At 68.2% G+C, this 23,372-nt stretch carries 19 protein-coding genes and 1 tRNA gene; 11 read left to right on the top strand and 9 right to left on the bottom strand.

The annotated features are described in order from the left end of the window. The first annotated feature begins 8 nt into the window (after window positions 1-8). The gene (gene treY, locus ACIHA7_RS17365) at window positions 9-2,441 is read left to right on the top strand and encodes a malto-oligosyltrehalose synthase (protein WP_397290411.1); all 2,433 of its coding nucleotides are present in this window, start codon (window positions 9-11) and stop codon (window positions 2,439-2,441) included. Here the strand turns inward: treY and ACIHA7_RS17360 are convergent. Together ACIHA7_RS17360 and ACIHA7_RS17355 are read right to left on the bottom strand one after the other, a co-directional pair. Then, window positions 2,334-3,569 (bottom strand): DUF2235 domain-containing protein, encoded by a 1,236-nt coding sequence (locus tag ACIHA7_RS17360; RefSeq protein ID WP_397290409.1) that lies wholly within the window; start codon window positions 3,567-3,569, stop codon window positions 2,334-2,336. The genes treY and ACIHA7_RS17360 overlap by 108 nt on opposite strands. Before the next feature lie 139 nt (window positions 3,570-3,708). Then, the gene (locus ACIHA7_RS17355) at window positions 3,709-4,317 is read right to left on the bottom strand and encodes an MspA family porin (RefSeq protein WP_397290407.1); all 609 of its coding nucleotides are present in this window, start codon (window positions 4,315-4,317) and stop codon (window positions 3,709-3,711) included. A gap of 122 nt (window positions 4,318-4,439) precedes the next feature. On the opposite strand from ACIHA7_RS17355, the gene ACIHA7_RS17350 reads away from it, so the two are divergent. Beyond that, complete coding sequence (locus ACIHA7_RS17350) at window positions 4,440-7,127, top strand: helix-turn-helix transcriptional regulator (protein ID WP_397290405.1); 2,688 nt, start codon at window positions 4,440-4,442, stop codon at window positions 7,125-7,127. Here the strand turns inward: ACIHA7_RS17350 and ACIHA7_RS17345 are convergent. Then, a complete protein-coding gene (locus tag ACIHA7_RS17345; RefSeq protein WP_397290403.1) occupies window positions 7,124-7,354 on the bottom strand; it encodes a hypothetical protein in 231 nt (76 codons plus the stop codon). The two genes, ACIHA7_RS17350 and ACIHA7_RS17345, sit on opposite strands and share 4 nt — an antisense overlap. An 88-nt stretch (window positions 7,355-7,442) precedes the next feature. On the opposite strand from ACIHA7_RS17345, the gene ACIHA7_RS17340 reads away from it, so the two are divergent. Beyond that, complete coding sequence (locus tag ACIHA7_RS17340) at window positions 7,443-7,880, top strand: nitroreductase family deazaflavin-dependent oxidoreductase (RefSeq protein ID WP_397290401.1); 438 nt, start codon at window positions 7,443-7,445, stop codon at window positions 7,878-7,880. Window positions 7,881-7,948: 68 nt separating this feature from the next. Further along, window positions 7,949-9,304 carry a threonine ammonia-lyase IlvA gene (gene ilvA / locus ACIHA7_RS17335; RefSeq protein ID WP_397290399.1) on the top strand — a complete coding sequence of 452 codons (1,356 nt, stop codon included), beginning with the start codon at window positions 7,949-7,951 and terminating at the stop codon, window positions 9,302-9,304. Between the two features lies 1 nt (window position 9,305). Here ilvA and ACIHA7_RS17330 read toward each other — a convergent pair whose 3' ends face one another. The 5 genes from ACIHA7_RS17330 to ACIHA7_RS17310 all read right to left on the bottom strand — a co-directional run bounded on the left by ACIHA7_RS17330 (window position 9,306) and on the right by ACIHA7_RS17310 (window position 14,183). After that, window positions 9,306-10,553: a serine hydrolase domain-containing protein gene (locus ACIHA7_RS17330; protein ID WP_397290397.1), complete on the bottom strand. Its 1,248-nt coding sequence runs from the start codon at window positions 10,551-10,553 to the stop codon at window positions 9,306-9,308. A gap of 127 nt (window positions 10,554-10,680) precedes the next feature. Then, window positions 10,681-12,405 (bottom strand): malto-oligosyltrehalose trehalohydrolase, encoded by a 1,725-nt coding sequence (gene treZ / locus ACIHA7_RS17325; protein ID WP_397290395.1) that lies wholly within the window; start codon window positions 12,403-12,405, stop codon window positions 10,681-10,683. A gap of 379 nt (window positions 12,406-12,784) precedes the next feature. Continuing rightward, a complete protein-coding gene (locus ACIHA7_RS17320; protein ID WP_397290819.1) occupies window positions 12,785-13,402 on the bottom strand; it encodes a class I SAM-dependent methyltransferase in 618 nt (205 codons plus the stop codon). Between the two features lie 143 nt (window positions 13,403-13,545). Next, window positions 13,546-13,869: a type II toxin-antitoxin system PemK/MazF family toxin gene (locus tag ACIHA7_RS17315; RefSeq protein ID WP_397290393.1), complete on the bottom strand. Its 324-nt coding sequence runs from the start codon at window positions 13,867-13,869 to the stop codon at window positions 13,546-13,548. Next, window positions 13,866-14,183 (bottom strand): hypothetical protein, encoded by a 318-nt coding sequence (locus ACIHA7_RS17310; RefSeq protein ID WP_397290391.1) that lies wholly within the window; start codon window positions 14,181-14,183, stop codon window positions 13,866-13,868. Before ACIHA7_RS17310 ends, ACIHA7_RS17315 begins: the two co-directional genes overlap by 4 nt. Window positions 14,184-14,294: 111 nt before the next feature. Between ACIHA7_RS17310 and ACIHA7_RS17305 the strand changes: the two genes are divergently transcribed. The 3 genes from ACIHA7_RS17305 (at window position 14,295) to ACIHA7_RS17295 (ending at window position 16,418) form a co-directional block, all read left to right on the top strand. Continuing rightward, a complete protein-coding gene (locus ACIHA7_RS17305; protein WP_397290389.1) occupies window positions 14,295-14,867 on the top strand; it encodes a TetR/AcrR family transcriptional regulator in 573 nt (190 codons plus the stop codon). Window positions 14,868-14,943: 76 nt separating this feature from the next. Continuing rightward, window positions 14,944-16,119, top strand: coding sequence for a Cmx/CmrA family chloramphenicol efflux MFS transporter (locus ACIHA7_RS17300; RefSeq protein ID WP_397290387.1), 1,176 nt, complete (start codon window positions 14,944-14,946; stop codon window positions 16,117-16,119). 217 nt (window positions 16,120-16,336) lie between these two features. Then, window positions 16,337-16,418, top strand: a tRNA-Tyr gene (locus tag ACIHA7_RS17295). Between the two features lie 5 nt (window positions 16,419-16,423). Here the strand turns inward: ACIHA7_RS17295 and dnaE are convergent. Beyond that, on the bottom strand, window positions 16,424-19,972 hold the full coding sequence (dnaE, locus tag ACIHA7_RS17290; protein ID WP_397290385.1) for a DNA polymerase III subunit alpha: 3,549 nt from the start codon (window positions 19,970-19,972) through the stop codon (window positions 16,424-16,426). 298 nt (window positions 19,973-20,270) lie between these two features. On the opposite strand from dnaE, the gene ACIHA7_RS17285 reads away from it, so the two are divergent. From ACIHA7_RS17285 to ACIHA7_RS17270, 4 genes are all read left to right on the top strand, one after another. Beyond that, entirely contained in the window at window positions 20,271-20,720 is a 450-nt protein-coding gene (locus ACIHA7_RS17285; RefSeq protein WP_397290383.1) for a hypothetical protein, read from the top strand. Window positions 20,721-20,803: 83 nt separating this feature from the next. After that, window positions 20,804-22,003, top strand: a complete 1,200-nt coding sequence (locus tag ACIHA7_RS17280) for a sensor histidine kinase (protein ID WP_135235913.1) — start codon at window positions 20,804-20,806, stop codon at window positions 22,001-22,003. Between the two features lie 156 nt (window positions 22,004-22,159). Then, window positions 22,160-22,957, top strand: a complete 798-nt coding sequence (locus ACIHA7_RS17275) for a LytR/AlgR family response regulator transcription factor (RefSeq protein ID WP_397290380.1) — start codon at window positions 22,160-22,162, stop codon at window positions 22,955-22,957. Further along, entirely contained in the window at window positions 22,954-23,322 is a 369-nt protein-coding gene (locus ACIHA7_RS17270) for a hypothetical protein (RefSeq protein ID WP_397290378.1), read from the top strand. The genes ACIHA7_RS17275 and ACIHA7_RS17270 overlap by 4 nt, the downstream gene beginning before the upstream one ends. Window positions 23,323-23,372 lie beyond the last annotated feature (50 nt).

The following is a 23,372-nucleotide window of genomic DNA, read 5'->3' as shown; positions in this document are numbered from 1 at the left end:
GACCGCCCATGACCACACCGGAATCCCCCGAGACCCACGTGACCGATCCGCTCTCGCTGCGCCGCACCACGGCCAGGCCGACGACGATCCGCAGCACCTACCGGCTCCAGCTCCGGCCCGACGCGCTGACCTTCAGCGACGCCCGCACCATCGCGGAATACCTACAGCAGCTGGGTATTTCGCACCTTTACCTGTCGCCGATCCTTACCGCGGCGCACGGCTCCAACCACGGCTACGACGTCACCGACCCCACCACGGTGTCGGCCGCGCTCGGCGGACCCGCCGGACTCAAGGCGCTCTCCGACGAGGTGCGCAGCCGCGGCATGGGATTGGTCGTCGACCTGGTGCCCAACCACGTCGGGGTGGCCGACCCTCGGCAGAACGCGTGGTGGTGGGACGTGCTGCGCAACGGCCGCGAATCCAGCTTCGCCCCCTACTTCGACATCGACTGGAGCCCGGGCAACGGCGCGGGCGGGCGCCTGGCGCTGCCGGTGCTGCAGAGCGAGAACGACCCGGCGGCGCTCACCGTCGACCGCTCCGGCCCGGAACCCATGCTGGCCCTGCATGATCTGCGCTTCCCCATCGCGCCGGGCACCGACGGCGACAACGCCCTGCGCATCCACGACAAGCAGCACTACCGGCTGGTGAGCTGGAAGGCCGGCGTGTGCACCTACCGCCGGTTCTTCGCGGTCAGCAGCCTGGCCGCGATCCGCCAGGAGGACAACGAGGTCTTCGAGGCCACCCATCGCGAGCTGGCGGCCTGGTGCGAGCACGACCTCATCGACGGCGTGCGGATCGACCACCCGGACGGATTGTCCTATCCCGCCGCCTATCTCGCGCGGGTGCGCAGGCTGATCGGCCCGAACCGGCTGCTGCTCGTGGAGAAGATCCTGGCCAACCGGGAGCCGCTGGACCCGACCCTGCCGGTCGACGGCACCACTGGCTACGACGCGCTGGCCGATCTCGGCAACGTGCTCATCAAGCCGGAGGGTGAGCAGGCGCTGACCGAGCTGTCCAAGAAGCTGGCCGGTCACGGCAGCGACCGCGCCTGGATCGGGGAGACCGAGCACCGGATCAAGCGGGCGGTCGCGGAAAACCTGCTCGCGCCGGAGATCCGGCGCCTGGTCGCGGCGATCAAGCGGGACGGCGGCGCGGAGAGCTTCGACACCATGGCGATGACCAACGCCACCATCGAGGTGCTCGCGTTCATGCCGGTGTACCGGGCCGACTACGCGCCGCTGGCCGGTATGGCGGGCGCCGTCATCGCCGAGGTGGAGCGGCGCAACAGCGAACTCACCGCGCCGCTCGCGGTGCTGGTCGCCGCGCTGGCCGCGGACGGCGAAGCGGCCGTGCGGTTCAGCCAGGTCTGTGGCGCGGTCACCGCGAAGGCGGTGGAGGACACCATGTTCTATCAGGCCGCCCGGCTGGTCTCGCTGCAGGAGGTCGGCGGCAATCCAGCCCGATTCGGCCACTCGCTCAACGAGTTCCATCTGTCCAACAGCGAGCGCGCGCATCGGTGGCCCGCCACCATGACGACGTTGTCCACCCACGACACCAAGCGCGGCGAGGACGTGCGCGCCCGCATCGGCGTGCTCTCCCAGGTCGCCGACACCTGGGCGCACTGCGTCGAGGCGTGGGACGAGGCGGCACCCGGCCCGGACGGCGCGACCACCTTGTTCCTGTTGCAGAACATGTTCGGCGTGTGGCCCGCCGACGGCAGGCCCGCCGCGTCCGTCCCCGGCCTGCGCGAGCGGCTGCACCTGTTCGCCGAGAAGGCGATTCGCGAAGCGGGCACCAAGACCTCCTGGGAGGAGCCGGACGCCGAGTTCGAGTCGGCGGTGCACAGCTGGATCGACACGGTGATCGACGGCCCGGTCGGCAGCGAGCTCGGCGACCTGGTGCACGAGCTGGCGCCGCACGCCTGGTCGGATGCGTTGTCGCAGAAGCTGCTCCAGCTCTGCGGGCCGGGTATCCCGGACATCTATCAGGGCTGCGAGTTGTGGGAAGACTCCCTTGTCGACCCGGACAACCGCCGCCCGGTGGACTTCACGATTCGCATCGGCATGCTGCAATCGCTCACCGGCACACCGGCATTGGACACCACCGGCGCGGCGAAGATGTGGATCGTCGCCTACGCGCTGTGGTTGCGCAGGGAGCGCCCCGACTGCTTTGTCGGGGGCACCTACCTGCCGCTGTTCGCCACCGGCGAGCAGGCGGGCAGGTTGGTGTCCTACGCCAGGGGCCGCGTCGGTGCGGCCCCTGAAGTGATCGTCGCGACCACCCGGCACAGTCTCGGCCTCGCCGAAACCGGTTGGGGCGACACGACCCTCGACCTACCGCAGGGCACCTGGACGGACCGGCTGACCGGTCACACCTTCCAGGGCCGAGCACGGCTCGAGAAGCTCTTCGGCCTGCTGCCCGTCGCACTGCTCGTGCGCTGAGACCGGGCTGACCTTCTCCAGCAGCTCCTCGGGGAACATGCCGCCAAGCTGCGCGCGCCAGCGGCGCAGATTGGGCGGGTCGTAGCCCTCTTTCTCGTTGACCAGCGAGGCGAGCCGGATGCCCTGCTCGTGCCCGTTGGCGAGCTTGCGCCAGGAGTCCAGGTAGAACCGCGGGCTGCGCGGATTACGCAGTGTGCGCACCACATTCAACAGGCGGTAGGCGGGCTTCAGCGACGGATGCGGCCACATGTGGCGTTCGCCGAGTGCCCGGCAGCCCTCGGACAGTTTGTCCAGCCGGTGGCGGTCGAAGGCGAGCCCGACGGACTCGGCTTCGCGCACCATCCAGCGCAGCGTGATGTCGGAGAGCCCGCATTCCTTGTGCCCGCCACCGACGTCGCTGTGCGCGCCCTCGAACCACACCTGCTTGACCCGCTGGAAACCCCTGCGGTACTTCACATCCGGTACCACCGGCACCTCCCACAGGCACGGCTCGAAATTGCGCCGCCGCTCGTCGATGGCCAGGGCCTGCCTGGCGCAGTGCACGCTCGGGCCCAGCTTGACGTCGTGGAACTTGTAGCGCAGCGAGGTCACGCCAGGCACGCCGAGCGCGCCGACGGTGTCGAAGACGCCGAGGAAATTGATCTTGGGTGCCTGCCGGTGGCAGTTCTCTTCGCGGAACTGCTTCCACCGCGCCGGAATCGTGCCGTCCGGCGGCGGCACCTCACGGTAGATCTTCAGCGCGTCCGGATACTTGCCGCCGATCATCGCCTCCGGCGTCAGGATGCCGACGCGATCGATCAGGCTGGCCAAGCTGCGTGCGGTGAACGCGCCGCGGCTGAAGCCGAAGATATAGATCTCGTCGCCCGGCTCCCAGTTCAGGGCGAGGTGCCAGTACGCGGACGACAGGTTCGCCTGCAGCCCGAGGCCGAACGCGCCACCCATCACCCGGTCGGCGAGGAAGCCGCGGGCGCCGGGGCCGGACACATAGGTGACCCACTGCTGGATCTTGTCCCCCATCGGACCGGGCGCGTCGAACCGGATCGTCTGCGCGATCTTGATGATGTTCGAGACCGTGCCGCTCGACTCTGCTTTCCAAGTGCCGTCACAACACACAACCAGGCGTTTCATGAACCAAATCCTCCCGCCGGCCTCCTGCGGAAACCCGCGTACTCGACTACTCGAATCATCGAGTGCGCCTGCGGCAGCGTTAATGAACAGCGCTTGTTTCAATCAGGTAGAGCCGGGACGAGAAGAGGGTTTTACCTGGTCAGAGCCAGGTAGGATCGCCGAAAACCGCCCCGGAATCGTCGACCTCGGGCGATTTGTATTCGACGTAAGCATATTGGCGGATGGTGACCGGGCCGGTGCACGAATTCACCTTGATGTGGAAGTCGCGGAAACTGAGCTGGATCAGCTTGCCGGGAATCATGTCTTTTTCCGCGATCGCGACTTCGCCGACGTCGCCGGGTGCGAGATTCAAGGTGGCGACCGGGTTCGGGTTGAAGCTCGGCTGCTGCCCGATGACGACATCGGGCGTCGCGCCGAGGGTGCCCGCGCCGATGGTGACCGCGCAACCCACGTGGTAGCCGACCCGCAGCTTGCCCGCCGTCGCACCGTCGACCAGACCGTAGGCGATCGAACTGACCAGCGCCTCCCGGGTGGTCGCCATGAAGTTCAGCGGCGGAATCCGGTAGATATGCTCCTCCCGGCTGCCGATGAAGAACTTCTTCGAGCTGCCCGGCGGGGTGAACGACTTCTCGTGCGGGGGCATGCTGATGATCTCGGCGTCCGCGGCCGGCGCCAGCGCGGCCACGGACGCGGCCGCCACCACGACGCCCGTCAGTGACCGGACGGCCCTTTTTACATTCGACGCCATAGCCCAGACCTTAGTAGCCGCTGGCTATATCTCCGGTGTACGACACGACGGGAGGACGCCTCGAACGTCACGCTCGACACCGACCCCTGATCATTCGTCCAGCAGACGGTTACGGTGTGCACATGCTCCAAGGAAGAGAAGCCGAACAAATCCGGATAGATCGGCTTCTCGCTGCGGCCCGCGACGGCCGCAGCGCCGCGCTGGTGCTGCGCGGCGAACCGGGCATCGGCAAGACGGCGCTGCTGGATTACGCGGCCGCGCAGGGCCTTCCGACGGTGCGCAGCGCGGGCATCGAATCCGAGGCCGAATTACCTTTTGCCGGACTGCATCTGCTGGTCCGGCCGGGGATCCAATTGCTCGACAGGCTGCCCGACCGGCAGCGTGACGCACTGCGCGGCGCTTTCGGTCTGGCCGAGCACGACCCGGCCGACCGCATGCTCATCGGGCTCGCCGTGCTGTCGCTGCTGGCCGAGGAGGCGGCCGACGGCCCGCTGCTCTGCCTGATCGATGACGCGCACTGGCTCGACCGCGCGACGGCGGAGACGCTGCTGTTCGCGGCGCGACGCCTCGACGCCGAGGGCGTGGTGATGATCTTCGCGACCCGGACCGGTGCTGCCGAGTTCCCCGCCCCCGGCCTGCCCGAACTCGTGCTGCCAGGGCTGCGGCCGGAAGCGGCGGCGGTGCTGGTTGACCGGCACGGCCCCGATCTGGCACCGGCGCTGCGGTACCGGCTGCTCGCCGAGTCGGCGGGCAACCCGCTTGCCCTGCTTGAACTTCCGGCGGTACTGGCCGCTGAGGCGCCGGACGCCGGGCTGAGCCCGCTGCCGCTGACCCAGCGCCTGCAGGTCGCCTTCCATGGTCGGGCGAGCAAGCTCCCGCCGCCGACCAGGACGCTGCTGTTGGTCGCGGCCGCGGCGGGCACCGCGGAACTGGCGACCACGCTGCGGGCCGCCGCCGCGCTCGGCGCTCAGCTCGCCGACCTGCAACCCGCCGAGGACGCGGGCTTGGTACACAGCGACGGACGCACACTCACCTTCCGGCACCCGCTGCTGCGGTCGGCCGTGTACCAGGGCGCCCCACTGACCCAGCGCCTCGCCGTGCACGGCGCGCTGGCCGAGGCGTCGACCGGGCCGGAGAACGCCGATCTGCGCGCGTGGCATCTGGCCGCGGCGGCGACCGGCCCCGACGAGGCGACCGCGACGGCGCTGGAGGACACCGCCGACCGCGCGCGCAGCCGCTCCGGATACTCCGGTGCCGTCACCGCCTACGAGCGGGCGGCCGGGTTGAGCACCGACGCGGCGGCCCGGCTGCGCCGACTGGTGCTGGCCGCCGAAACGGCAGGCGAGGCCGGGCAATTGAGCCGGGCGCGCACGTTGGCCGAGCGGGCCGGCGCGCAGACCACCGATACCCTGCTGACCGCCCGCCTGCGCCTGGTCCTGGCGAGCGCGGAGTTCGGCGTCGGCAAACCGCGCGCGGCGCACGAATTGCTGATGGCCGCAGCGGATTCGGTGCGGACAAGCGATCCCGAGCGGGCGGCCCGCATTCTGTTCCAGGCCGTGCACACCGCGTGGTATCTCGGCGGGGCCGAATTGGCAGACGTGGCAACCGCATTGACGGCGCTGTCGCTGCCGGACGACGAACCCCTCACCCCGATCATCGGTTACGTGGTCGCGGCCATGCACGGCCGGTTCACCGTCGACCTGCGCGTGGCCGCCGCCGAGGCGTGCCGTCGAGGCGTCGACACGCCGCGCGATCTCGTGCAGATGTGCGGTACCGGGCTGGTGGTCGGTCAAGACGAGCAGGTCACCGAGCTCGCACAGACGCTCATCGCGCAATGCCGCGATCAGGGCCGGATCGCGCTGCTGCCCACGTTGCTGTTCTTCCGCGCCGAGGCCGAGGTGTTCCTCGGCAGGCACCAGGAGGCACGGGTCGCCGCGACGGAGGGGTTGCGCATTGCCGAGGACATCGGGCAAGGGCAGTGGATAAGTCAGCAGTCGACGTTCCTCGCCTATCTCGCCGCGCTCGAAGGCCGCGGGGAGCAATGCCGCGAGCTGGTCGATCGCGCGCAGGCCGAGGAGTTCGGCGGCGCGGCGGCGGCCGGTGCGCAGTGGTCGTACTGGGCGCTCGGCATGCTCGACCTCGGTCTCGGCCAGGTCGACAGCGCGCTGTCCCGGCTGGCAGCGGCGAACAACGAGCCGATCCGGCATCAGGTGACCGGGTTACGCGCGGTACCGGATCTGATCGAGGCGGCGGTGCGGATGGGTAAGCCGGAACGGGCGCAAGACGCGCTGGACCGGCTCGAGAACTGGGCCGCGGCCGCCCAACAGGGCTGGGTGGAAGCACTGGCCTGCCGCTGCCGGGCGTTGATCGACGAAGCCGATGCCGAGCGGCACTACCTCGCGGCGCTGCGGCTCGGCGGGCGGCCTTTCGAACATGCCAGAACTCAACTCCTGTACGGCGAATGGTTGCGCCGCAATCGACGCAAGGCCGACGCGCGGATCCAGCTGCAGCCCGCGCTGGAGGCCTTCGAGCGGCTCGACGCCGGTCCATGGGCCGAGCGGGCCCGCACCGAGCTCGGCGCGCTCGGCGTCGGAACGGCAGCGCGGCCCGCGCACGGCGTGCTCGGCTCGCTGACGCCGCAGGAGCTGCAAATCGTGCGACTTGCGGCACAGGGAATGTCCAATCGGGACATCGCCGCGCAGCTGTTTCTCAGCCCGCGCACCGTCGGACATCACCTGTACAAGGCGTATCCGAAGCTGGGTGTGGTGTCGCGGGGCGAGCTCGCCGAGCTACCGCTCGACGCGGATTAGCGCTCGGCGCGCCCGGCCGAGCGGCGCGCAACGGCCAAGCCGACGACCCAGCGGGTCGCGCCGACCGCGGCGGCGATCAGCACTGCCACCTGCGGCGATCCGGTGATCAGCGCAAGAATCAGACAGGTCACCAGCCCGGCGGCCAGCGCCTCGAGCTTGTAGAGCGGCCACGCGCTGCCCGCGATGTCGATCGTCGCGGAGCGGGCCGGCGGGTGAACAACTGCCATCCAGTAAGGATATACGCACGACGAAGTTCGGTCCACCGAACTTCGATGTCTCGGGGAACACAGTCGGGCGCGGCTACGATCGACTCTTATGCCACTGACAGGAGAATACGAACCGAGCCCGTCCGCCCAGGCACGCCAGCAGGTCGAAACGTATGAGAACTCCGGCGGCACCAAGGGCACCACGATGCAGGGCAAGCCGGTCATCCTGCTCACCACCAAGGGTGCGAAGTCCGGCAAGCTGCGCAAGACCCCGCTGATGCGGGTGGAGCACAACGGCGAGTACGCGGTGGTCGCCTCGCTGGGCGGCGCACCGAAGAATCCCGTCTGGTACTACAACATCAAGGCCGAACCGCACGTGGAACTGCGCGACGGCCCGGTGAACAAGGACTACACCGCGCGCGAGGTCTTCGGTGACGAGCGCCAGCTGTGGTGGGACCGGGCCACCGAGGTCTGGCCCGACTACATCGAATACACCAAGAAGACGGATCGGACCATCCCCGTCTTCGTGCTGACCCCGCGGGACTGACAGCAGCTTCCGCGCAGCACCGCCACCCGCCGCACCAGCCCGACGCGGCGGGTGGCAGCATATTTCGGGTGTCCAATCCGCTTGATGTCATCGACGCACTGTCCGCTTCTCGTCCCGCGCTGAGCGCGGACGAGATCGACGCTGCCGCCAAGCGAATTGCCGACATTATCGAGCCGACTCCGCTGCAACGCAGCGAGCGGCTCTCGCGGCTCACCGGAGCGAACGTCTACCTCAAGCGCGAGGACCTTTCCGCGGTCCGCTCCTACAAGCTGCGCGGCGCCTACAACCTGGTGGTGCAGCTGACCGCGAACGAACGCGCGGCCGGCGTCGTCGCAGCCAGCGCGGGCAACCACGCGCAAGGTGTCGCGTTCGCCTGCCACGCGATGGGCATCAAGTGCCGCATCTACGTGCCCACCACCACGCCCAAGCAGAAGCGCGACCGGATCCGGGTACACGGCGGCGAATTCGTGCAACTGATCGCGGTCGGCGAGACCTACGACGCCGCTGCCGCGGCCGCCGCCGCCGATGTCGAGCGCACCGGCGCCACCATGGTGCCGCCGTTCGACGACGTGCGCACCGCGGCCGGGCAGGGCACCATCGCCCTGGAGATCCTCGAGCAGCTCGGCACCTCGCCCGATCTGGTGGTCGTCCCGGTGGGCGGCGGCGGCTGCCTGGCCGGCGTCGGCACCTACCTGCGGGAACGGTCGCCGCGCACCGCCATCCTCGGCGTGGAACCGGCCGGAGCGGCCTCGATGACCGCCGCGCTGGTCGCGGGCGGGCCGGTGACGCTGCCGGAGATCGACCCGTTCGTCGACGGTGCCGCGGTACGCCGGATCGGCGCGGTGCCCTTCACTGCGATCGCCGGGTTCGGTGGCCGGGTGGTCTCGCACGCTTCGTTGCCGTTACTGACCACCACCGAGTCCCCCAGCGGCGCAGGCTCTTTCCGGATGATGCAGGTCGACGAGGGTGCCATCTGCACCACCATGCTCGACCTGTACCAGAACGAAGGCATCATCGCCGAACCCGCCGGCGCGCTGGCGGTTACGGCGCTCAGCGAGCTGGCGGTGGACCCCGGATCGACGGTGGTGTGCCTCGTCTCCGGCGGCAACAACGACGTGTCGCGCTACGGCGAGATCATCGAGCGCTCACTGGTGCACCGCGGCCTGAAACACTATTTCCTGGTGGACTTCCCGCAGGAGCCTGGCGCGCTGCGGCGCTTCCTGGACGAGGTGCTCGGACCCGACGACGACATCACCATGTTCGAGTACGTCAAGCGGAACAACCGCGAGACCGGCTCGGCGCTGGTGGGTATCGAGCTCGGGGCGCCGGAGGGGCTGGCCGCGCTGCTGGAGCGGATGGCCGAGTCGCCGATCCAGTGCGAGCGGCTGGAGCCGGGCTCCCCGGCTTACCGCTATCTGACCTGAGTTACGCCGCCGCCTCGCGCGTCGCCTCCATCGGGACGCGCCTGGTGGCGCGCAGGCAGTTCAGTACCAGCGGCAGCAGCCAGAAGGCGGCGGACTGGTCGTAGGACAGCTGGGCGGCCGAGAGCCGGTTGTGCACGAAGCCGACCGAGAGGCCGAGCCGCGGTTCGGCCCAGCCGAAGGAGCCACCGAGGCCGATATGGCCGAATCCGGCGCGAGCACCCGGCATCGGCAGCGAGTGGTAGCCCAGCCGCCACATCATCGGCGCGTAGAACAGGGCGCTGTCGAGCCGGTAGGTCTGAATACGGCGCACTGCCTTGATGGTTCGCGGGCTCAGGTACGAACGTCCCTCCACCACACCGTCGTTCGCGAGCGCGCCGTACATGGTGGCCAGCGCAGGGGCGGTGCAGACGCCGTTGCCCGCGCCCAACTCGGTCCGCAGGATCGGCGGATCTTCGCCCTCCAGAATGGTTTCCAGGCCGGGCAGGAACAGGCAGCGCGTCGCGGCGCCGAGGGCGCCGGGAATCAGGTGGCTGCGGCCGAGCACCAATGCGCCGACCGGCTTTCCGATCAAACTCAGCTGGGAACCCGCCAACGGTGCGTAGGTGGTCTGCGCGGAAGACGGTGGGCTGCCGAGGTGAATGCCGTCGATACCGAGCGGTTCGGCGACCTCCGTGCGGAACAGCTCCGCCATCCCGCGGCCGGTGATCGCGCGGGCCAGGCCCGCCATCAGCCAGCCGAAGGTGAGCGCGTGGTAGGCCGGAACCCCGAGCAGGCGATCGGGTTTCGCGGCGGCGAGGCGCTGCTCCATCAGTTCGTGGTCGAGCACGTCGTGCATGCCGGTGGCGAGCGGGGCGAGGGCGGACAGGCCCGCGCTGTGCGTCATCGCTTGGCGCACGGTGATTTTGCTCTTGCCGTTGGCGCCGAACTCCGGCCAGTACTCGGCGACCGGTGCGGCGTAGTCGATCAGCCCTCGGTCGGCGAGCCGATGGATGACGGTGGCGGTGATGCCCTTCGTCGCGGAGAAGATGATCGAGCCGGTGTCCTTGGTCCACGGGGTGCGGCCGCCGGATCCGGTCCAGATGTCGAGCAGCGGCTCACCGTGCAGGTGCACCGCCAGCGCGCCGCCCGCGCCGCGGCGGTGTCCGAAGGTCCTGGCGAAAGCGCGTACCAGCGGGGCGAATTCGGCGGCGGCACTGCCACCCATTCCGGACGGGATCGGCGCTAGATCCCCCGAAGCGTCGTTGCTCATCTTTCTACGGTAATGGCGGCGGTCCCGCCCGGCAACGTATCTGTCTCGGACAGTGCGGTATCGTGACTTTCCCGCAATCGCCTGCAGTGCCCGGTGTGCGGATGTCGACGGCCGCGAGCCGGTTCCGTTATCCGTCCGCGAGGATCGCGAACGAGTGAGCGGGAATCGTTGTCGCCGAGGGGCCTTCGGTCGGCGGCTCCCACGACAGCAGCGAGAAACCGGTGACCGGCACGCTGACCTGGTCTTCGGACAGATTGCACACCAGCTTCAGCGCGCCACGATGCACGACGATCCAGCGGGCGCTCTCGTCGTAGTCGACCGAGATATGCGACAGCCACGGGTCGGTGAGTTCCGGGCGCTGCCCGCGCAGGGCGAGCAGCTTGCGGTAGCAGGACAGTAACCGGAGGTGGCGGGATTCCTCGAGCTCGGCCCAGTCCAGTTTCGAGCGCAGGAACGTCGCCGGGTCCTGCGGGTCGGGTACCTTTTCGGCGCTCCAGCCGTGGTCGGCGAACTCGGCTTTGCGGCCGTCCGCGGTGGCGGCGGCGATCACCGGGTCGGTGTGCGAGGTGAAGAACTGGAACGGGGTGCGTGCGCCCCACTCCTCCCCCATGAACAGCATGGGTGTGTAGGGCGAGCACAGGACGAGCGCGGCTTTGATCGCCAGTTGGCCGTCGGTCAGGTAGGCGCTGGGGCGGTCACCGATGGCGCGGTTGCCGATCTGGTCGTGGTTGCAGGTGTAGGCCAGCAGCGCGGCGGCCGGGGTCACCGCGGTGTCGATCGGGCGGCCGTGGGTGCGGCCGCGGAAGCTGGAAAACGTTGCGGCGTGGAAGAATCCGTGTGTCAGCGTGTGCGCCAGGCAGCGCAGTGAACCGAAATCGGCGTAGTAGCCCTGTCGTTCGCCGGAGACCGCGGTGTGGATCGCGTGGTGCAGGTCGTCGTTCCACTGCCCGGTCAGGCCGTATCCGCCCGCAGCGCGCGGGGTGATCAGGGTGGGGTCGTTCAGGTCGCTCTCCGCGATGAGAGTGAGCGGCCTGCGCACGTGGGCCGCGAGACGCGTTGTCTCGGTGGCGAGCTCGGCGAGCAGGTGGGTGGCGGTCCGGTCGACCAGCGCGTGTACCGCGTCCAGCCGCAGCGCGTCGATGTGGAAGTCGCGCAGCCAGCGCAAAGCATTGCCGATGATGTGCGCGCGGACCTCGTCCGAGTCGGGTCCGTCCAGGTTGAGGCTCTGCCCCCACGTGTTGCGACCGTCGGTGAGGTAGGGCGCGAAGCGCGGCAGATAGTTGCCGGACGGGCCGAGGTGGTTGTAGACGACGTCGAGCGCGACCGCCAACCCGCGGGCATGGCAGGCATCCACGAACCGCTGCAACCCGTCGGGTCCGCCGTACGGTTCGTGCACCGCATACCAGAGCACCCCGTCGTATCCCCAGTTGTGCGGCCCATCAAAAGCATTCACCGGCATCAGCTCGACCACGGTCACCCCGAGCTGCACCAGATGATCGAGCCGCTCGACCGCCGCGTCGAACGTGCCCTCCGGCGTGAAGGTCCCCACATGCATCTCGTAGAACACCGCCCCCGCCAACGGCCGCCCCGTCCAATCCTGGTCCGTCCACACCGACGGATCGAGCCGGTGCAATGCCGACCGCCCGTGCACCCCGTCGGGTTGCCGCGGCGACCGCGGATCCGGCAGCACGGTCGGATCCGCGTCGATCAAGAACCCGTACCGAGCCCCCTCCGCAGCCGTCACCTCCGCCCGCCACCACCCGCCGGCACACCGGTCCATCGCATGAATCGCACCATCCAGGTCCAACCGCACCCGCTCCGGCAGCGGCGCCCACACCTCGAACAAGGTCACCAGGCCAGCATTCCACGCCCGCATGCCGGCTGCCCGAGTGCAACCCAACCACCGGTCGCAGCCGAGGCTTCGCGCGGCGTCGATCCGCCGGGCTCGCACAGGTCAGCGGACCCGGCCCCGTGAGCATCGGCTCGACTGTCATGCCGCACGATGCGCAGCGGTAGTCGCAAGGTGAGCGGCGGTTCCGGCGACGCTGATCGGCGAGCCACTGAGGCACTCCCGCCATGTTGGCACGATCTGCTCGCGCGTGGTCCGGCCCGAGGAGCCTCGTGGCTCGGGTGCCGCCAGCAGGGTTCACCGCTCAGCGGTCGGTCCACCGGGGACGGCAGCTACCGAGGGTCCGGCACCACGGCCGTCGTGCGGGGCAGCGGAGGGTGGATTACTGGGAAACGGCTACGCCCAGGGATTGGGCACCGAGGAATCGGGGGGCGTCCTCGGCGTAGAAGACGTCGATGTCCCGGATTTCAAAGCCTGCGGTTGTCAGCAAACCGCGGATGTCGCGGTTCAGGTTGCAGCCGCCGCACAAGGTTTTCTGCACGGGGTTCAGCCGGTTTTGCCACACCTGGACCTTGGCGTCAGGAGCGAGGCCGTGCTCGACGAAATGTAGGGTGCCGCCGGGGGCCAGTACACGACGGATCTCAGCCAGCGCGGTCGCGACATCGGGGATCGTGCACAGCGTCCACGTCGACACCGCAGAGTCGAAAGTGTTGTCCACGAAAGGCAGCGACTGCCCGTCCAGCCCCGCCCGCTCGATCGGCACCTTCGACTCGGCAACCCGTTTACCAGCCAACCGCCACCCGAGATCAGCAGGTTCGACCGCACTGACGGCCGCCACCGTCTCCGGATAGAACGGCACATTCAATCCCGACCCGAATCCGATCTCCACCACCCGACCGGTCAGCCCCGCACACACCCGCTCCCGCAGCGGCTCATTGAACCGCATCCCACAGGCCACATCGACCAGCCGCGGCACAACCCGATCTCCATAAAAGCTCATCAGCCCACTGTCCCAGCCCCGACCCACCCGCGCCACATCTGACCTCGGCACCCCCAAACCCCGCCCCACCAGCCCCGATTTGCCCACGGCCCAGCAGCCCGCACCCGCGATCCCCGTCGTCGCAACCGCGACGAATCACCGCGTCACGGAATGGCGAGCGCCAGCTTCAACGCCGTGTTGACTGCCATGATGGTGGCCGGGGATACCGTGCCCAGCAGCGTTGTGAGCTCGTCGCGTCGCAACTGCTGCAGATCGTCGGTAGCGATATGACCGACGAGCGGGTCGTCGGTCGACAGCGGGACCATGGTCGGCAAGCTCGCGAACTTGTCTGTTGAGGTAATGCGAACCGCAAGTACGCGAGACAACTCCCTATTTCTACGGTTGTTCGAAACGATCAACCACGGTTTGGCACCGTGGCCGATGTCCGCGCGATAGATCTGGCCTCGTACCGGAGCGCCGATGGTCATCCGGGCATCACCTGATCGACCTCGTCGGCGTACCGGCGCTTCCGCTCTTCGGCTTCTGCCTCGTCGTGGATCTCCGGCCAGACCGCGGCGAGCTGCCGGTAGCCCTGGTCCAGCGCCTCGTCGATCAGCACCTGAGCGCCGATCGACATCAATACGCGGATCACTGTCGCTTCGGACGCGTCGGGGGTGAGTTCGTATCCGAGATGGGCGGCAAGGGATTCGAACAGCAGCCACTCGGCACCTTTCCGGTCGCTCAGCGTCGCCAAGGTGCGTTCCTCCCGCTCGGTGAGCGTCAGAGTTGTTCGTCTGGTCATGCATCAGACCCTACATCGATATCGATGCACTGACAATCATCAGTCTGTGATGCACACGGTCGCATCACATTTCTGAAACGATCAGTGCAAAACTGTGCTAGCGTCGTCGCCATGCCACGACCGAGACAGTTCGACGAGGAGCGGGCAGTGGACGCCGCGATGCGGGCGTTCTGGACCGCGGGCTACGAGGCGACCTCGACCCAGGATCTGTGCGACGCGACCGGACTCGGCCGCAGCAGCATCTACAACACCTTCGCCAGCAAGCACGATCTGTTCGAGCGAGCACTGCGCCGCTACATGGCGACCAAGAACACCGCGACCTTCGCGCTACTCGACGGCACCGAGCCCGCGAAGGAAAAGATGCGGGCACTGCTGTGGCAGGTCGTGGACGCACCGGAGCAAGACCCGCTGGGCTGCCTGGTGGTCAATTCGATGATCGAGCTCGCACCGCGCGACCCCGAAGTGGCCGCGACACTGCGCGACGATCAGCGCCTGCGTCTCGCGGCACTCCAGACGGTGCTCGAAACCGGCAGGCGCGCAGGCGAAATCGACAAAGCCAAGAATGCCGAAGAGCTGGCACACTTCATCATCGCCACCATCTCGGGCATGCGGGTGGCGGCCCGCGGCGGCGCGGACCGTGCCGCATTGGCCGCCATCGCCACCACTGCACTGAACGCCCTCTGACCCAACGCAACTGGTTGGGCCGCACCTTCCCTGCGCCAATTTTGAACCGAACGATCTAAAACTAGAGAGGTACCCGATGCCGTTCGCCGTCTACATCCTGGGCTTGTCCATCTTCGCCCAGGGCACCTCCGAGCTGATGCTCTCCGGCTTGCTCACCGAGCTGTCCGCCGACCTGGGCGTCACCATTCCGCAAGCCGGACTGCTGATTTCGGCGTTCGCGCTCGGCATGCTCGTCGGCGCACCGGTGCTCGCGGTCGCGACGCTGCGCCTGCCGCGACGCAGTGCCCTGCTCGCGTTTCTTGCGGTGTTCGTCGGCGCCCATGTCGTCGGCGCACTGACCTCGGACTACTGGGTGCTGTTCGCGACGAGGGTGGTCGGCGCCTTCGTGTACGCCGGATTCTGGTCGGTCGCGGCGACCACCGCTATCGGCCTGGTTCCCGCGAACGCGCGCGGCAAAGCGATGAGCATCGTCGCGGGCGGCCTCACCGTCGCCACCGTCGTCGGCCTGCCCGCAGGCACGGTGATCGGCCAGCACCTGGGCTGGCGCGCCGCGTTCTGGACGGTGGCGATCATGTCCGCGCTGGCCATGATCGGCGTGCTTGCTAAGATCCCCGCGGGCCGCTCGACCACGACGCCCGCTTTCCGAAAAGAGCTGCGCGGCATCAGCAATCCCCGACTGTGGCTCTCCTACAGCACCACCGCGCTGGCCACCGCCGCCCTCATGGTCAGCTTCGCCTACCTCGGCGCCCTGCTGTCGCAGACCACCGGCCTCGCCGACGGCTGGATCCCGCTCGTGCTGGCGGTCTACGGCGTCGGCAGCTTGCTCGGCATCGTCATCGGCGGCCGCACCGCCGACGCCCACCCGATCCCCACTCTGTACGTAGGCATCAGCGGCTTGATGCTCACCTCGGTGCTGCTCGCCCTCACCGCCGAGCATCCCGTCCCGGTGGTCGCGCTCACTTTCCTCCTCGGCGCCTTCGGTTTCGGCACCAACCCCACGCTCAACAGCCGAGTCTTCAACCTCGCACCCCAAGGCCCCACCCTCGCCCCCGCCTTCAACGTCTCCTCCTTCAACATCGGCATCACCCTCGGCCCGTGGCTGGGTGGCCTGGCCATCGGAGCCGACCTCGGCTACGCCTCCGTCGCCTGGATCGGCGCCGCCATCGGACTGATCGCCCTGGCCACCGTCACCTACGAACAGCACCTCACCCCCACCCCCACGCACACCCCCCAACCCGAACTAGTCCACTAACCAACCGCCGCACCCATTCTCGGGATCCGCACCCACTACGGCCCCCAAAAGAGAGTGCAAGTCCAGAGAAATAGTGCGCCCCCACCCACCTTTGCCGGCCGCGCACCTTTTCGTAAGCCGCACACCCGCTGTACAGGGTGTGCGGCTCACACAAACGGTGTGAACAGGGTTCCTCGAACCGCCCACCCGACCCACCAACGACTCCCATACTGAACCCGGAAGCGTGCCTGATCGGAAAAGGGGCCAGCACTGTAACTGGCTGGGCATTGCCCATACAGGTTCGAATCCTGTCGCTTCCGCTACCTCACACGGCCAAACATCCGGGCCCGAGCAACGCCTTCAAATCACCCATCAGCGCCGACGACGGCGTAACCCGCAGACTGTCATCGAGTTTCAACAACGTCGTCTTCTCCCGCGAGCCCACATGCCGAACGTGCACATCGGCGGTTCCGGGATGCCGCGAAAGAATGCGCTTGAATTCGCTGATCTTGTCCGGCGTACACATCCGAGTGGACATCACCACCGCCAGCGGTTTGGCGACACCGATCGATGACAGGTCCGGCACGGCAAGATCGTTGGCGATCAACGAGATCCGGTCGTCGCGCACCGAGACCCGCGCCTTGACCAGCACCACCGCGTCCTCGACCACGTCCATGCCGTACACCGAGTACGCCTGCGGGAAGAACAACACCTCGATGCCACCGGCCAGGTCTTCCAGCTGCGCCGACGCCCAGGCCAGACCGTTCTTGTTGATCCGCCGGTTCACCGAGGCGAGGATGCCACCTACGGTCACCTGGGTGCCGTCCTTGATGTCGCCTTCGAGGATCGCCGAGATCTGCGTATCCGATTGTGCCGCAAGGACATGTTCGACGCCGTTGAGCGGATGCCCGGACACGTAGAGGCCGAGCATCTCGCGTTCCAGCGCCAGCTTGTGCTTGGACTCCCACTCGTCGTCGGGCACCTTCACGTTGAACACCGACGACACCGACTCGTCGGCGTCCACCCCGCCGAACAGGTCGAACTGCCCGATCGCCTCCGCCTTCTTGGTGGACATCACCGCGTCGATGGCGTCGGAGTGGATCAGCAGCAGCCCCTTGCGGGGATGCCCGAGCGAGTCGAATCCGCCTGCCTTGATGAGGGATTCGGTGACCTTCTTGGTGCAGGCCACCGCGTCGATCTTGTTCAGATAGTCGGAGAAGTCGGTGAACTTCGACTTCTCCTTGCGCGCGGCGATGATCGAGGACACCACGTTGGCGCCGACGTTGCGCACCGCGCCCAACCCGAACCGGATGTCCTTGCCCACCGAGGCGAAGTTCAGCTCGGACTCGTTGACGTCCGGCGGCAGCACCGTGATGCCGAGGCGGCGGCAGTCCGACAGGTAGACCGCGGCCTTGTCCTTGTCGTCACCGACGGAGGTGAGCAGCCCGGCCATGTACTCGCCCGGATAGTTGGCCTTGAGGTAGGCGGTCCAGAACGAGACGAGGCCGTAGCCCGCGGCGTGCGACTTGTTGAACGCGTACCCGGCGAACGGAAGGATGGTGTCCCACAGCGCTTTCACCGCGGCCTCGGAGAACCCGTTGGCGGTCATGCCCGCGTGGAAACCCTTGTACTCGGCTTCCAGCACCTCGAGCTTCTTCTTACCCATGGCCTTACGCAGCGCGTCGGCCTTACCCATCGAGTAGGAGGCGACCTTCTGCGCGATGAACATGATCTGCTCTTGGTAGACGATCAGGCCGTAGGTCTCCGAGAGGATGTCCTTGAGCGGTTCCTCGAGCTCGGGGTGGATCGGCGAGATCGGCTGACGGCCGTTCTTGCGGTCGGCGTAGTCGTTGTGCGCGTTCATGCCCATCGGGCCGGGGCGGTACAGCGCGAGCACCGCGACGATGTCGTTGAAGCCGGTCGGCTGCATGCGGCGCAGCAGGTCGCGCATGGGACCACCGTCGAGCTGGAACACCCCGAGTGTGTCGCCGCGGGACAGCAATTCGTAGGTGGCCGGGTCGTCCAGCGGCAGGGTGTCCAGGTCGAGGTCGATGCCGCGGTTGGCCTTGATGTTCTCCATCGCGTCACCGATGACGGTGAGGTTGCGCAGGCCGAGGAAGTCCATCTTCAGCAGGCCGATGGCCTCACACGACGGGTAGTCCCAGCCGGTGATGATGGCGCCGTCCTGGGCGCGCTTCCAGACCGGGATGGTGTCGGTCAGCGGCTCCGAGGACATGATCACCGCGCAGGCGTGCACACCCGCGTTGCGGATCAGGCCTTCCAGTCCGCGGGCCGTCTCGTAGATCTTCGCGACATCGGGGTTGCTGCCGATGAGTTCGCGGACCTCGGCGGCCTCCTTGTACCGCTCGTGGTCGGGGTCCATGATGCCGGACACCGAGATGTCCTTGGCCATGATCGGCGGCGGCAGCGCCTTCGAGATCTGGTCGGCGATGGCGAAGCCGGGCTGACCGAACAGCACTCGGGCCGAGTCCTTGATCGCCGCTTTGGTTTTGATGGTGCCGAAGGTGATCACCTGGGCCACCCGGTCGCTGCCCCACTTCTCGGTGGCGTAGCGGACCATTTCACCGCGACGACGATCGTCGAAGTCGATATCGATATCGGGCGCGGACGGTCGCTCCGGGTTCAGGAACCGCTCGAACAGCAGGCCGTGCGGGATCGGGTCGATATTGGTGATGCCCAGCGCGTAGGCGACCAGCGAACCGGCCGCCGAACCACGGCCGGGGCCGACCCGGATGCCCACCTCTTTCGCGTGCGAGACGAGGTCGCCGACGACGAGGAAGTAGGCGGGGAAGCCCTTCTGCTTGATGACGTCGAGCTCGAAGTAGGCGCGGGTGTAGTACTCGTCGGGCACCCCGTCGGGGAACCGGCGCGCGAGACCGCGGTCGACTTCCTTGCGCAGGAACGAATTCTGGTCGTCGCCCTCGGGCACCGGGAACACCGGCATCCGGTCCTTGAACGCCCACACGTCGTCGTAGGACTGCACCCGCTCGCCGATGGCCACGGTGTTGTCGCAGGCGCCGGGCACCTCCGAGTCCCACAGCTCGCGCATCTCCTCGGCGGACTTGAGGTAGTAGCCGTCACCGTCGAACTTGAACCGGGTGGGGTCGCTGAGCGTCTTGCCGGTCTGAATACACAGCAGCGCTTCGTGATTGGTCGACTGATCCTTGGTGACGTAGTGGCAGTCGTTGGTCGCGATCGGCGGGATGCCGAGCTTCTTACCGATCTCCAGCAGTCCCTCGCGGACCCGGCGCTCGATGGAAAGCCCGTGGTCCATGATTTCCAGGAAGAAGTTCTCCTTGCCGAAGATCTCCTGCCACTTCGCCGCCGCCTCCAGGGCTTCGCGATCGTGGCCGAGGCGCAACCGGGTCTGTACCTCACCCGAGGGGCAGCCGGTGGTCGCGATGATGCCCTCGGCGTACTGGGCGATGATCTCCTCGTCCATGCGCGCCCACTTGCCGAGCTGACCCTCCAGCGACGCCAGCGAGGACAGCTTGAACAGGTTGCGCAGCCCGGTCGCGTTCTCGGCGACCATGGTCATGTGCGTGTAGGCGCCGGAACCCGAGACATCGTCGCCCTTCTGGCTCGGATCGCCCCACAGCACGCGCTTGGTGTCGAAACGGGAGGCGGGCGCGATGTAGGCCTCGATGCCGATGATCGGCTTGATGTCGGCCTTCTTCGCCGAGTTGTAGAACTCGGAGGCGCCGTACATGTTGCCGTGGTCGGTCATCCCGACCGCGTTCATTCCCAGCCGTTTCGCCTCCGCGAACAGGGGTGAAATTTTGGCCGCACCGTCGAGCATGGAGTACTCGGTGTGGTTGTGCAGGTGAACGAACGATCCGGACGAGGCGGCCAAGACGGTCCTTCCTCCCAAGGTCTCGACGGGGGTTGGCTGGACCGATTCTAGGGGTCCCCACCGACTGGTTCGGACAGGCGCGCGGCGCCATCGCTGGTGTTCGGCGTGTCGGTGGCAAAGATCACCGGCGCGTCGCCGACCTACCGTACTTGCGTCCGAATTCCGCTAGCGGGGCTGGGTCGGCGGAAACCTGTTGCCCCCAGAATCGATGGCAGTCGACCGCGGTTACGCCCCGCGAAAGAGGGCACAGCCACAGCAGATTCAACAGACACGAGTGTGCCAACCCATCGAGGTCCTGATGAAGTCGCTCAAAGCACTGTTCGCCATTCCCGCCGTACCCGCCGCCGCGGCGGCCGCCCTGGTCGCTACTGCGGCCCCGGCCGCAGCCCAGATCGTCGACCCGTTCGAGAGTGTCTACTCGCTGACGCAGGGGCTGTGCGTCGCGCAGGTGAGCTCCTCGGTCGTCAGCAACGCCTACCCGGAGCACGCGGGGTTCACCGTGGCGACCACCATGTACGGCGTCGGCAGCTGCAGCCTGCCGCTCACGCTGAACTGGCGCAATGTGGACACCGGGGAGACGGGCACGTTCACCGTGACCGCGCAGGGCCCCGGATACTGGAGCAACAGCGGCCGGTCCGCGCTGTTCCGTCCCGGCATCGGCAAGTTCACCGCCACGCTGACCGTCGGCGCCGCGCACATTCCGGAGCCGGGCACGGGCGAGTTCTGGGTCGACCGCTACGAAGGTTGAGCCGACCTCCGGCCCGCCCTCGCCTCCGGAAGCCATAATCACCGGATGAACGCGCTGCCGGTGTACCGGTTTCCGAGGCCACGGTGACGACCACCGTCGTCGCCCTCGTCGTCTCGGCGGCGCTGATCGCCGGCGCGCTGGTGATCTGGCCGCGAACCCGCCGGGTGGTGACCACCCCGGCCGAGCGCGCGGTGCACTCCGCGCTGCACACCGCCTCCCTCGCGGCGATTCCGTTGCGGCGCGGGCTGACCGAGCAGTCGGCGCAGGAGTCCGCGCCGCACCTGCGGATGCTCACCGGCGCCGAGGCCCTCGGCGTGGCCGACCCGGACGGCACGCTGCTGGCCTGGGACGGCCCGCACGCCGAACTCGCCGAGCACTTCACCGACGCGGCCAAGCGGGCCGTCGCCGGGGAGCGGCCGGTGCTGGTCGCCGGGCCCGGCAGCGGCGAGCACGCGGGCCGCACGCTCATCGCGCAACCGCTGCTGATCGACAGCACCGGGGTGGCCGGGGCAATAGGCGTGGTCACGACCGGTCAACCGGGGCCAGGTTGGCTCGGCGCGGTCGCCGAGGTGGCCCGATACGCCTGCGGCCAGCTCGAATTGGCCGAACTGGACGCATCCCGGGCCCGGCTCGATCGCGCCGAAGTGCGTGCGTTGCGGGCGCAGATCAGCCCGCACTTCATCTACAACGCGCTCAACACCATCGCCTCGTTCGTGCGCACCGACCCGGACCGGGCCCGCGAATTGATCCTCGAATTCGCCGACTTCACCCGCTACTCGTTCCGTGCCGCAGGCGAATTCACCGTGCTCGCCGACGAGCTGCGCAATATCGAGCGCTACCTCGCCCTCGAACGCGCCCGCTTCGGCGACGCCCTCGACGTGCGCTTGCAGATCGCACCGGAGGTCCTCGGCGTCGTGCTGCCCTTCCTCGCCCTGCAACCTCTGGTAGAGAACGCGGTCCGGCACGGCCTCGCGGGCGGCACCCGCGGCGGCACCGTGAGCATCACCGCCACCGACGCGGGCACCGACTGCCTGATCAGCGTCGAAGACGACGGCGTCGGCATGGATCCGGAGCTGCTGCGCTCCGGCGCCCTCGACGCCATCGAGACCGGCAGTGGTCCAGCGGGTTCCGGCGAATCGGCGCACGTCGGATTGTCCAATGTGGACGACCGCCTGCGCGCCGCCTTCGGCAACGACTACGGCCTCATCGTTGAAACCGCCCCTGGCGCGGGCACCAAGGTCTCTCTCCGCGTTCCCAAGTTCCGGGCGGGCATTCAAGCGTGACCCAGCGCACCGACGATATTTCGCAGCGGCCCGCACGTGGTGTGCCACTCGACCGGCGAGAGGTTCCGCCATCGTGCGTCACTCGACTGCGCCGGAGCCCGGCGCGGCGGGGATCGGGGCCGAGCGTCGGAACCGATTGCTTACGATGGAGCGGTTGTGACCCGGACCACTGATAAAGGGGCCGGCACCTTGCGTGTACTGGCCGTCGACGACGAAAAGCCTGCTCTGGACGAGCTGGTGTATCTGTTGCGCGCCCAGCCCGGGGTCGGCGAAATCCACGACGCGGCCGACGCGACCACCGCACTGCGGATGTTGCGCGCGCACGCGGTCGACGCGGTGTTCCTGGATATCAACATGCCCGGCCTGGACGGTATGGAGCTGGCAGGCATCCTGTCGGAGTTCGCGAATCCACCCGCGGTCGTCTTCGTGACCGCGCACGACGACCGGGCGGTGGCCGCCTTCGATCTCGGTGCGGTCGACTACCTGCTCAAACCGTTGCGCGAGGAACGGCTCGCCGAGGCGGTGCGCCGGATCGCGGCCACCCGAGGCACCCCGGCCCCCGTCGCCGACGAACCGAAGGCCGATCCGAGCGAGGTCATCCCGGTCGAACTCGGTGGCGTGACCACGTTGGTACCCCGGTCCAGCGTCAGCTGGGTGGAGGCGGACGGCGACTACGCGCGCCTGCACACCAGCGCCGGTTCGCATCTGGTGCGTATTCCATTGTCCGCGTTGGAATCCCGGTGGCAGGACGCGGGATTCCTGCGCGTGCACCGGTCTTACCTGGTCGCCTTGCGCCTGGTGACCGGCCTGCGCACGGTCGGCACCGGGACGGTGGTGTGCCTGCGCGCCGACGGCAATGCCGGCGCGGTGGAACTGCCGGTCAGCCGCCGACAGGTGCGCGAGCTGAAACAGCGTCTGGTGCACGGCCCCCGGCAGCAGTGGACCGGCCAATGACCGGTCCGCAGCACCGGCCGGCCCGGCAGCGCGTCGTGCTGTCCGAGCGGCGCGGCGCGCGCCGCGTGCGCACCCGAGTGGAGGTGGCCGAGCAGACCGAGATCGGCGAGGCCCTGATCGGCGGCCTGATCCGGGCTCAGCTCGGGCTCGCGCTGCGCCTCGGGTTGGTGATCGTTGTCGTATTGTGCGCGCTGCCTGTGCTTTTCGGGATCGGCTCGATCGGCTCCACCGTGGTGTTCGGCATGCGCCTGCCGTGGCTGCTGCTCGGCGTAGCGGTCTATCCGCTGCTGTATCTGGCCGGGCGACTGTACGTCCGCCTGGCCGAACGCAACGAGCAGGACTTCCTCGACCTGGCCGAGGATTGACGTGGGCAGCCATCCGACAGGTGGAGCAGCACAGGCCGATCGGACGGCGC

Source organism: Nocardia sp. NPDC052316 (genome assembly GCF_044547795.1).
Lineage (GTDB): Bacteria > Actinomycetota > Actinomycetes > Mycobacteriales > Mycobacteriaceae > Nocardia.
Note: the sequence above shows the minus strand (reverse complement) of the source record. Positions and strands in the feature narration are given on the sequence as shown.

Bases quoted from the DNA above. Each gene is read 5' to 3' on its own strand.
- treY (WP_397290411.1), top strand. From the start codon at position 9: ATGACCACACCGGAATCCCCCGAGACCCACGTGACCGATCCGCTCTCG.
- ACIHA7_RS17360 (WP_397290409.1), bottom strand. From the start codon at position 3,569: ATGAAACGCCTGGTTGTGTGTTGTGACGGCACTTGGAAAGCAGAGTCG.
- ACIHA7_RS17355 (WP_397290407.1), bottom strand. From the start codon at position 4,317: ATGGCGTCGAATGTAAAAAGGGCCGTCCGGTCACTGACGGGCGTCGTG.
- ACIHA7_RS17350 (WP_397290405.1), top strand. From the start codon at position 4,440: ATGCTCCAAGGAAGAGAAGCCGAACAAATCCGGATAGATCGGCTTCTC.
- ACIHA7_RS17345 (WP_397290403.1), bottom strand. From the start codon at position 7,354: ATGGCAGTTGTTCACCCGCCGGCCCGCTCCGCGACGATCGACATCGCG.
- ACIHA7_RS17340 (WP_397290401.1), top strand. From the start codon at position 7,443: ATGCCACTGACAGGAGAATACGAACCGAGCCCGTCCGCCCAGGCACGC.
- ACIHA7_RS17330 (WP_397290397.1), bottom strand. From the start codon at position 10,553: ATGAGCAACGACGCTTCGGGGGATCTAGCGCCGATCCCGTCCGGAATG.
- ACIHA7_RS17320 (WP_397290819.1), bottom strand. From the start codon at position 13,402: ATGAGCTTTTATGGAGATCGGGTTGTGCCGCGGCTGGTCGATGTGGCC.
- ACIHA7_RS17315 (WP_397290393.1), bottom strand. From the start codon at position 13,869: ATGACCATCGGCGCTCCGGTACGAGGCCAGATCTATCGCGCGGACATC.
- ACIHA7_RS17310 (WP_397290391.1), bottom strand. From the start codon at position 14,183: ATGACCAGACGAACAACTCTGACGCTCACCGAGCGGGAGGAACGCACC.
- ACIHA7_RS17305 (WP_397290389.1), top strand. From the start codon at position 14,295: ATGCCACGACCGAGACAGTTCGACGAGGAGCGGGCAGTGGACGCCGCG.
- ACIHA7_RS17300 (WP_397290387.1), top strand. From the start codon at position 14,944: ATGCCGTTCGCCGTCTACATCCTGGGCTTGTCCATCTTCGCCCAGGGC.
- ACIHA7_RS17285 (WP_397290383.1), top strand. From the start codon at position 20,271: ATGAAGTCGCTCAAAGCACTGTTCGCCATTCCCGCCGTACCCGCCGCC.
- ACIHA7_RS17270 (WP_397290378.1), top strand. From the start codon at position 22,954: ATGACCGGTCCGCAGCACCGGCCGGCCCGGCAGCGCGTCGTGCTGTCC.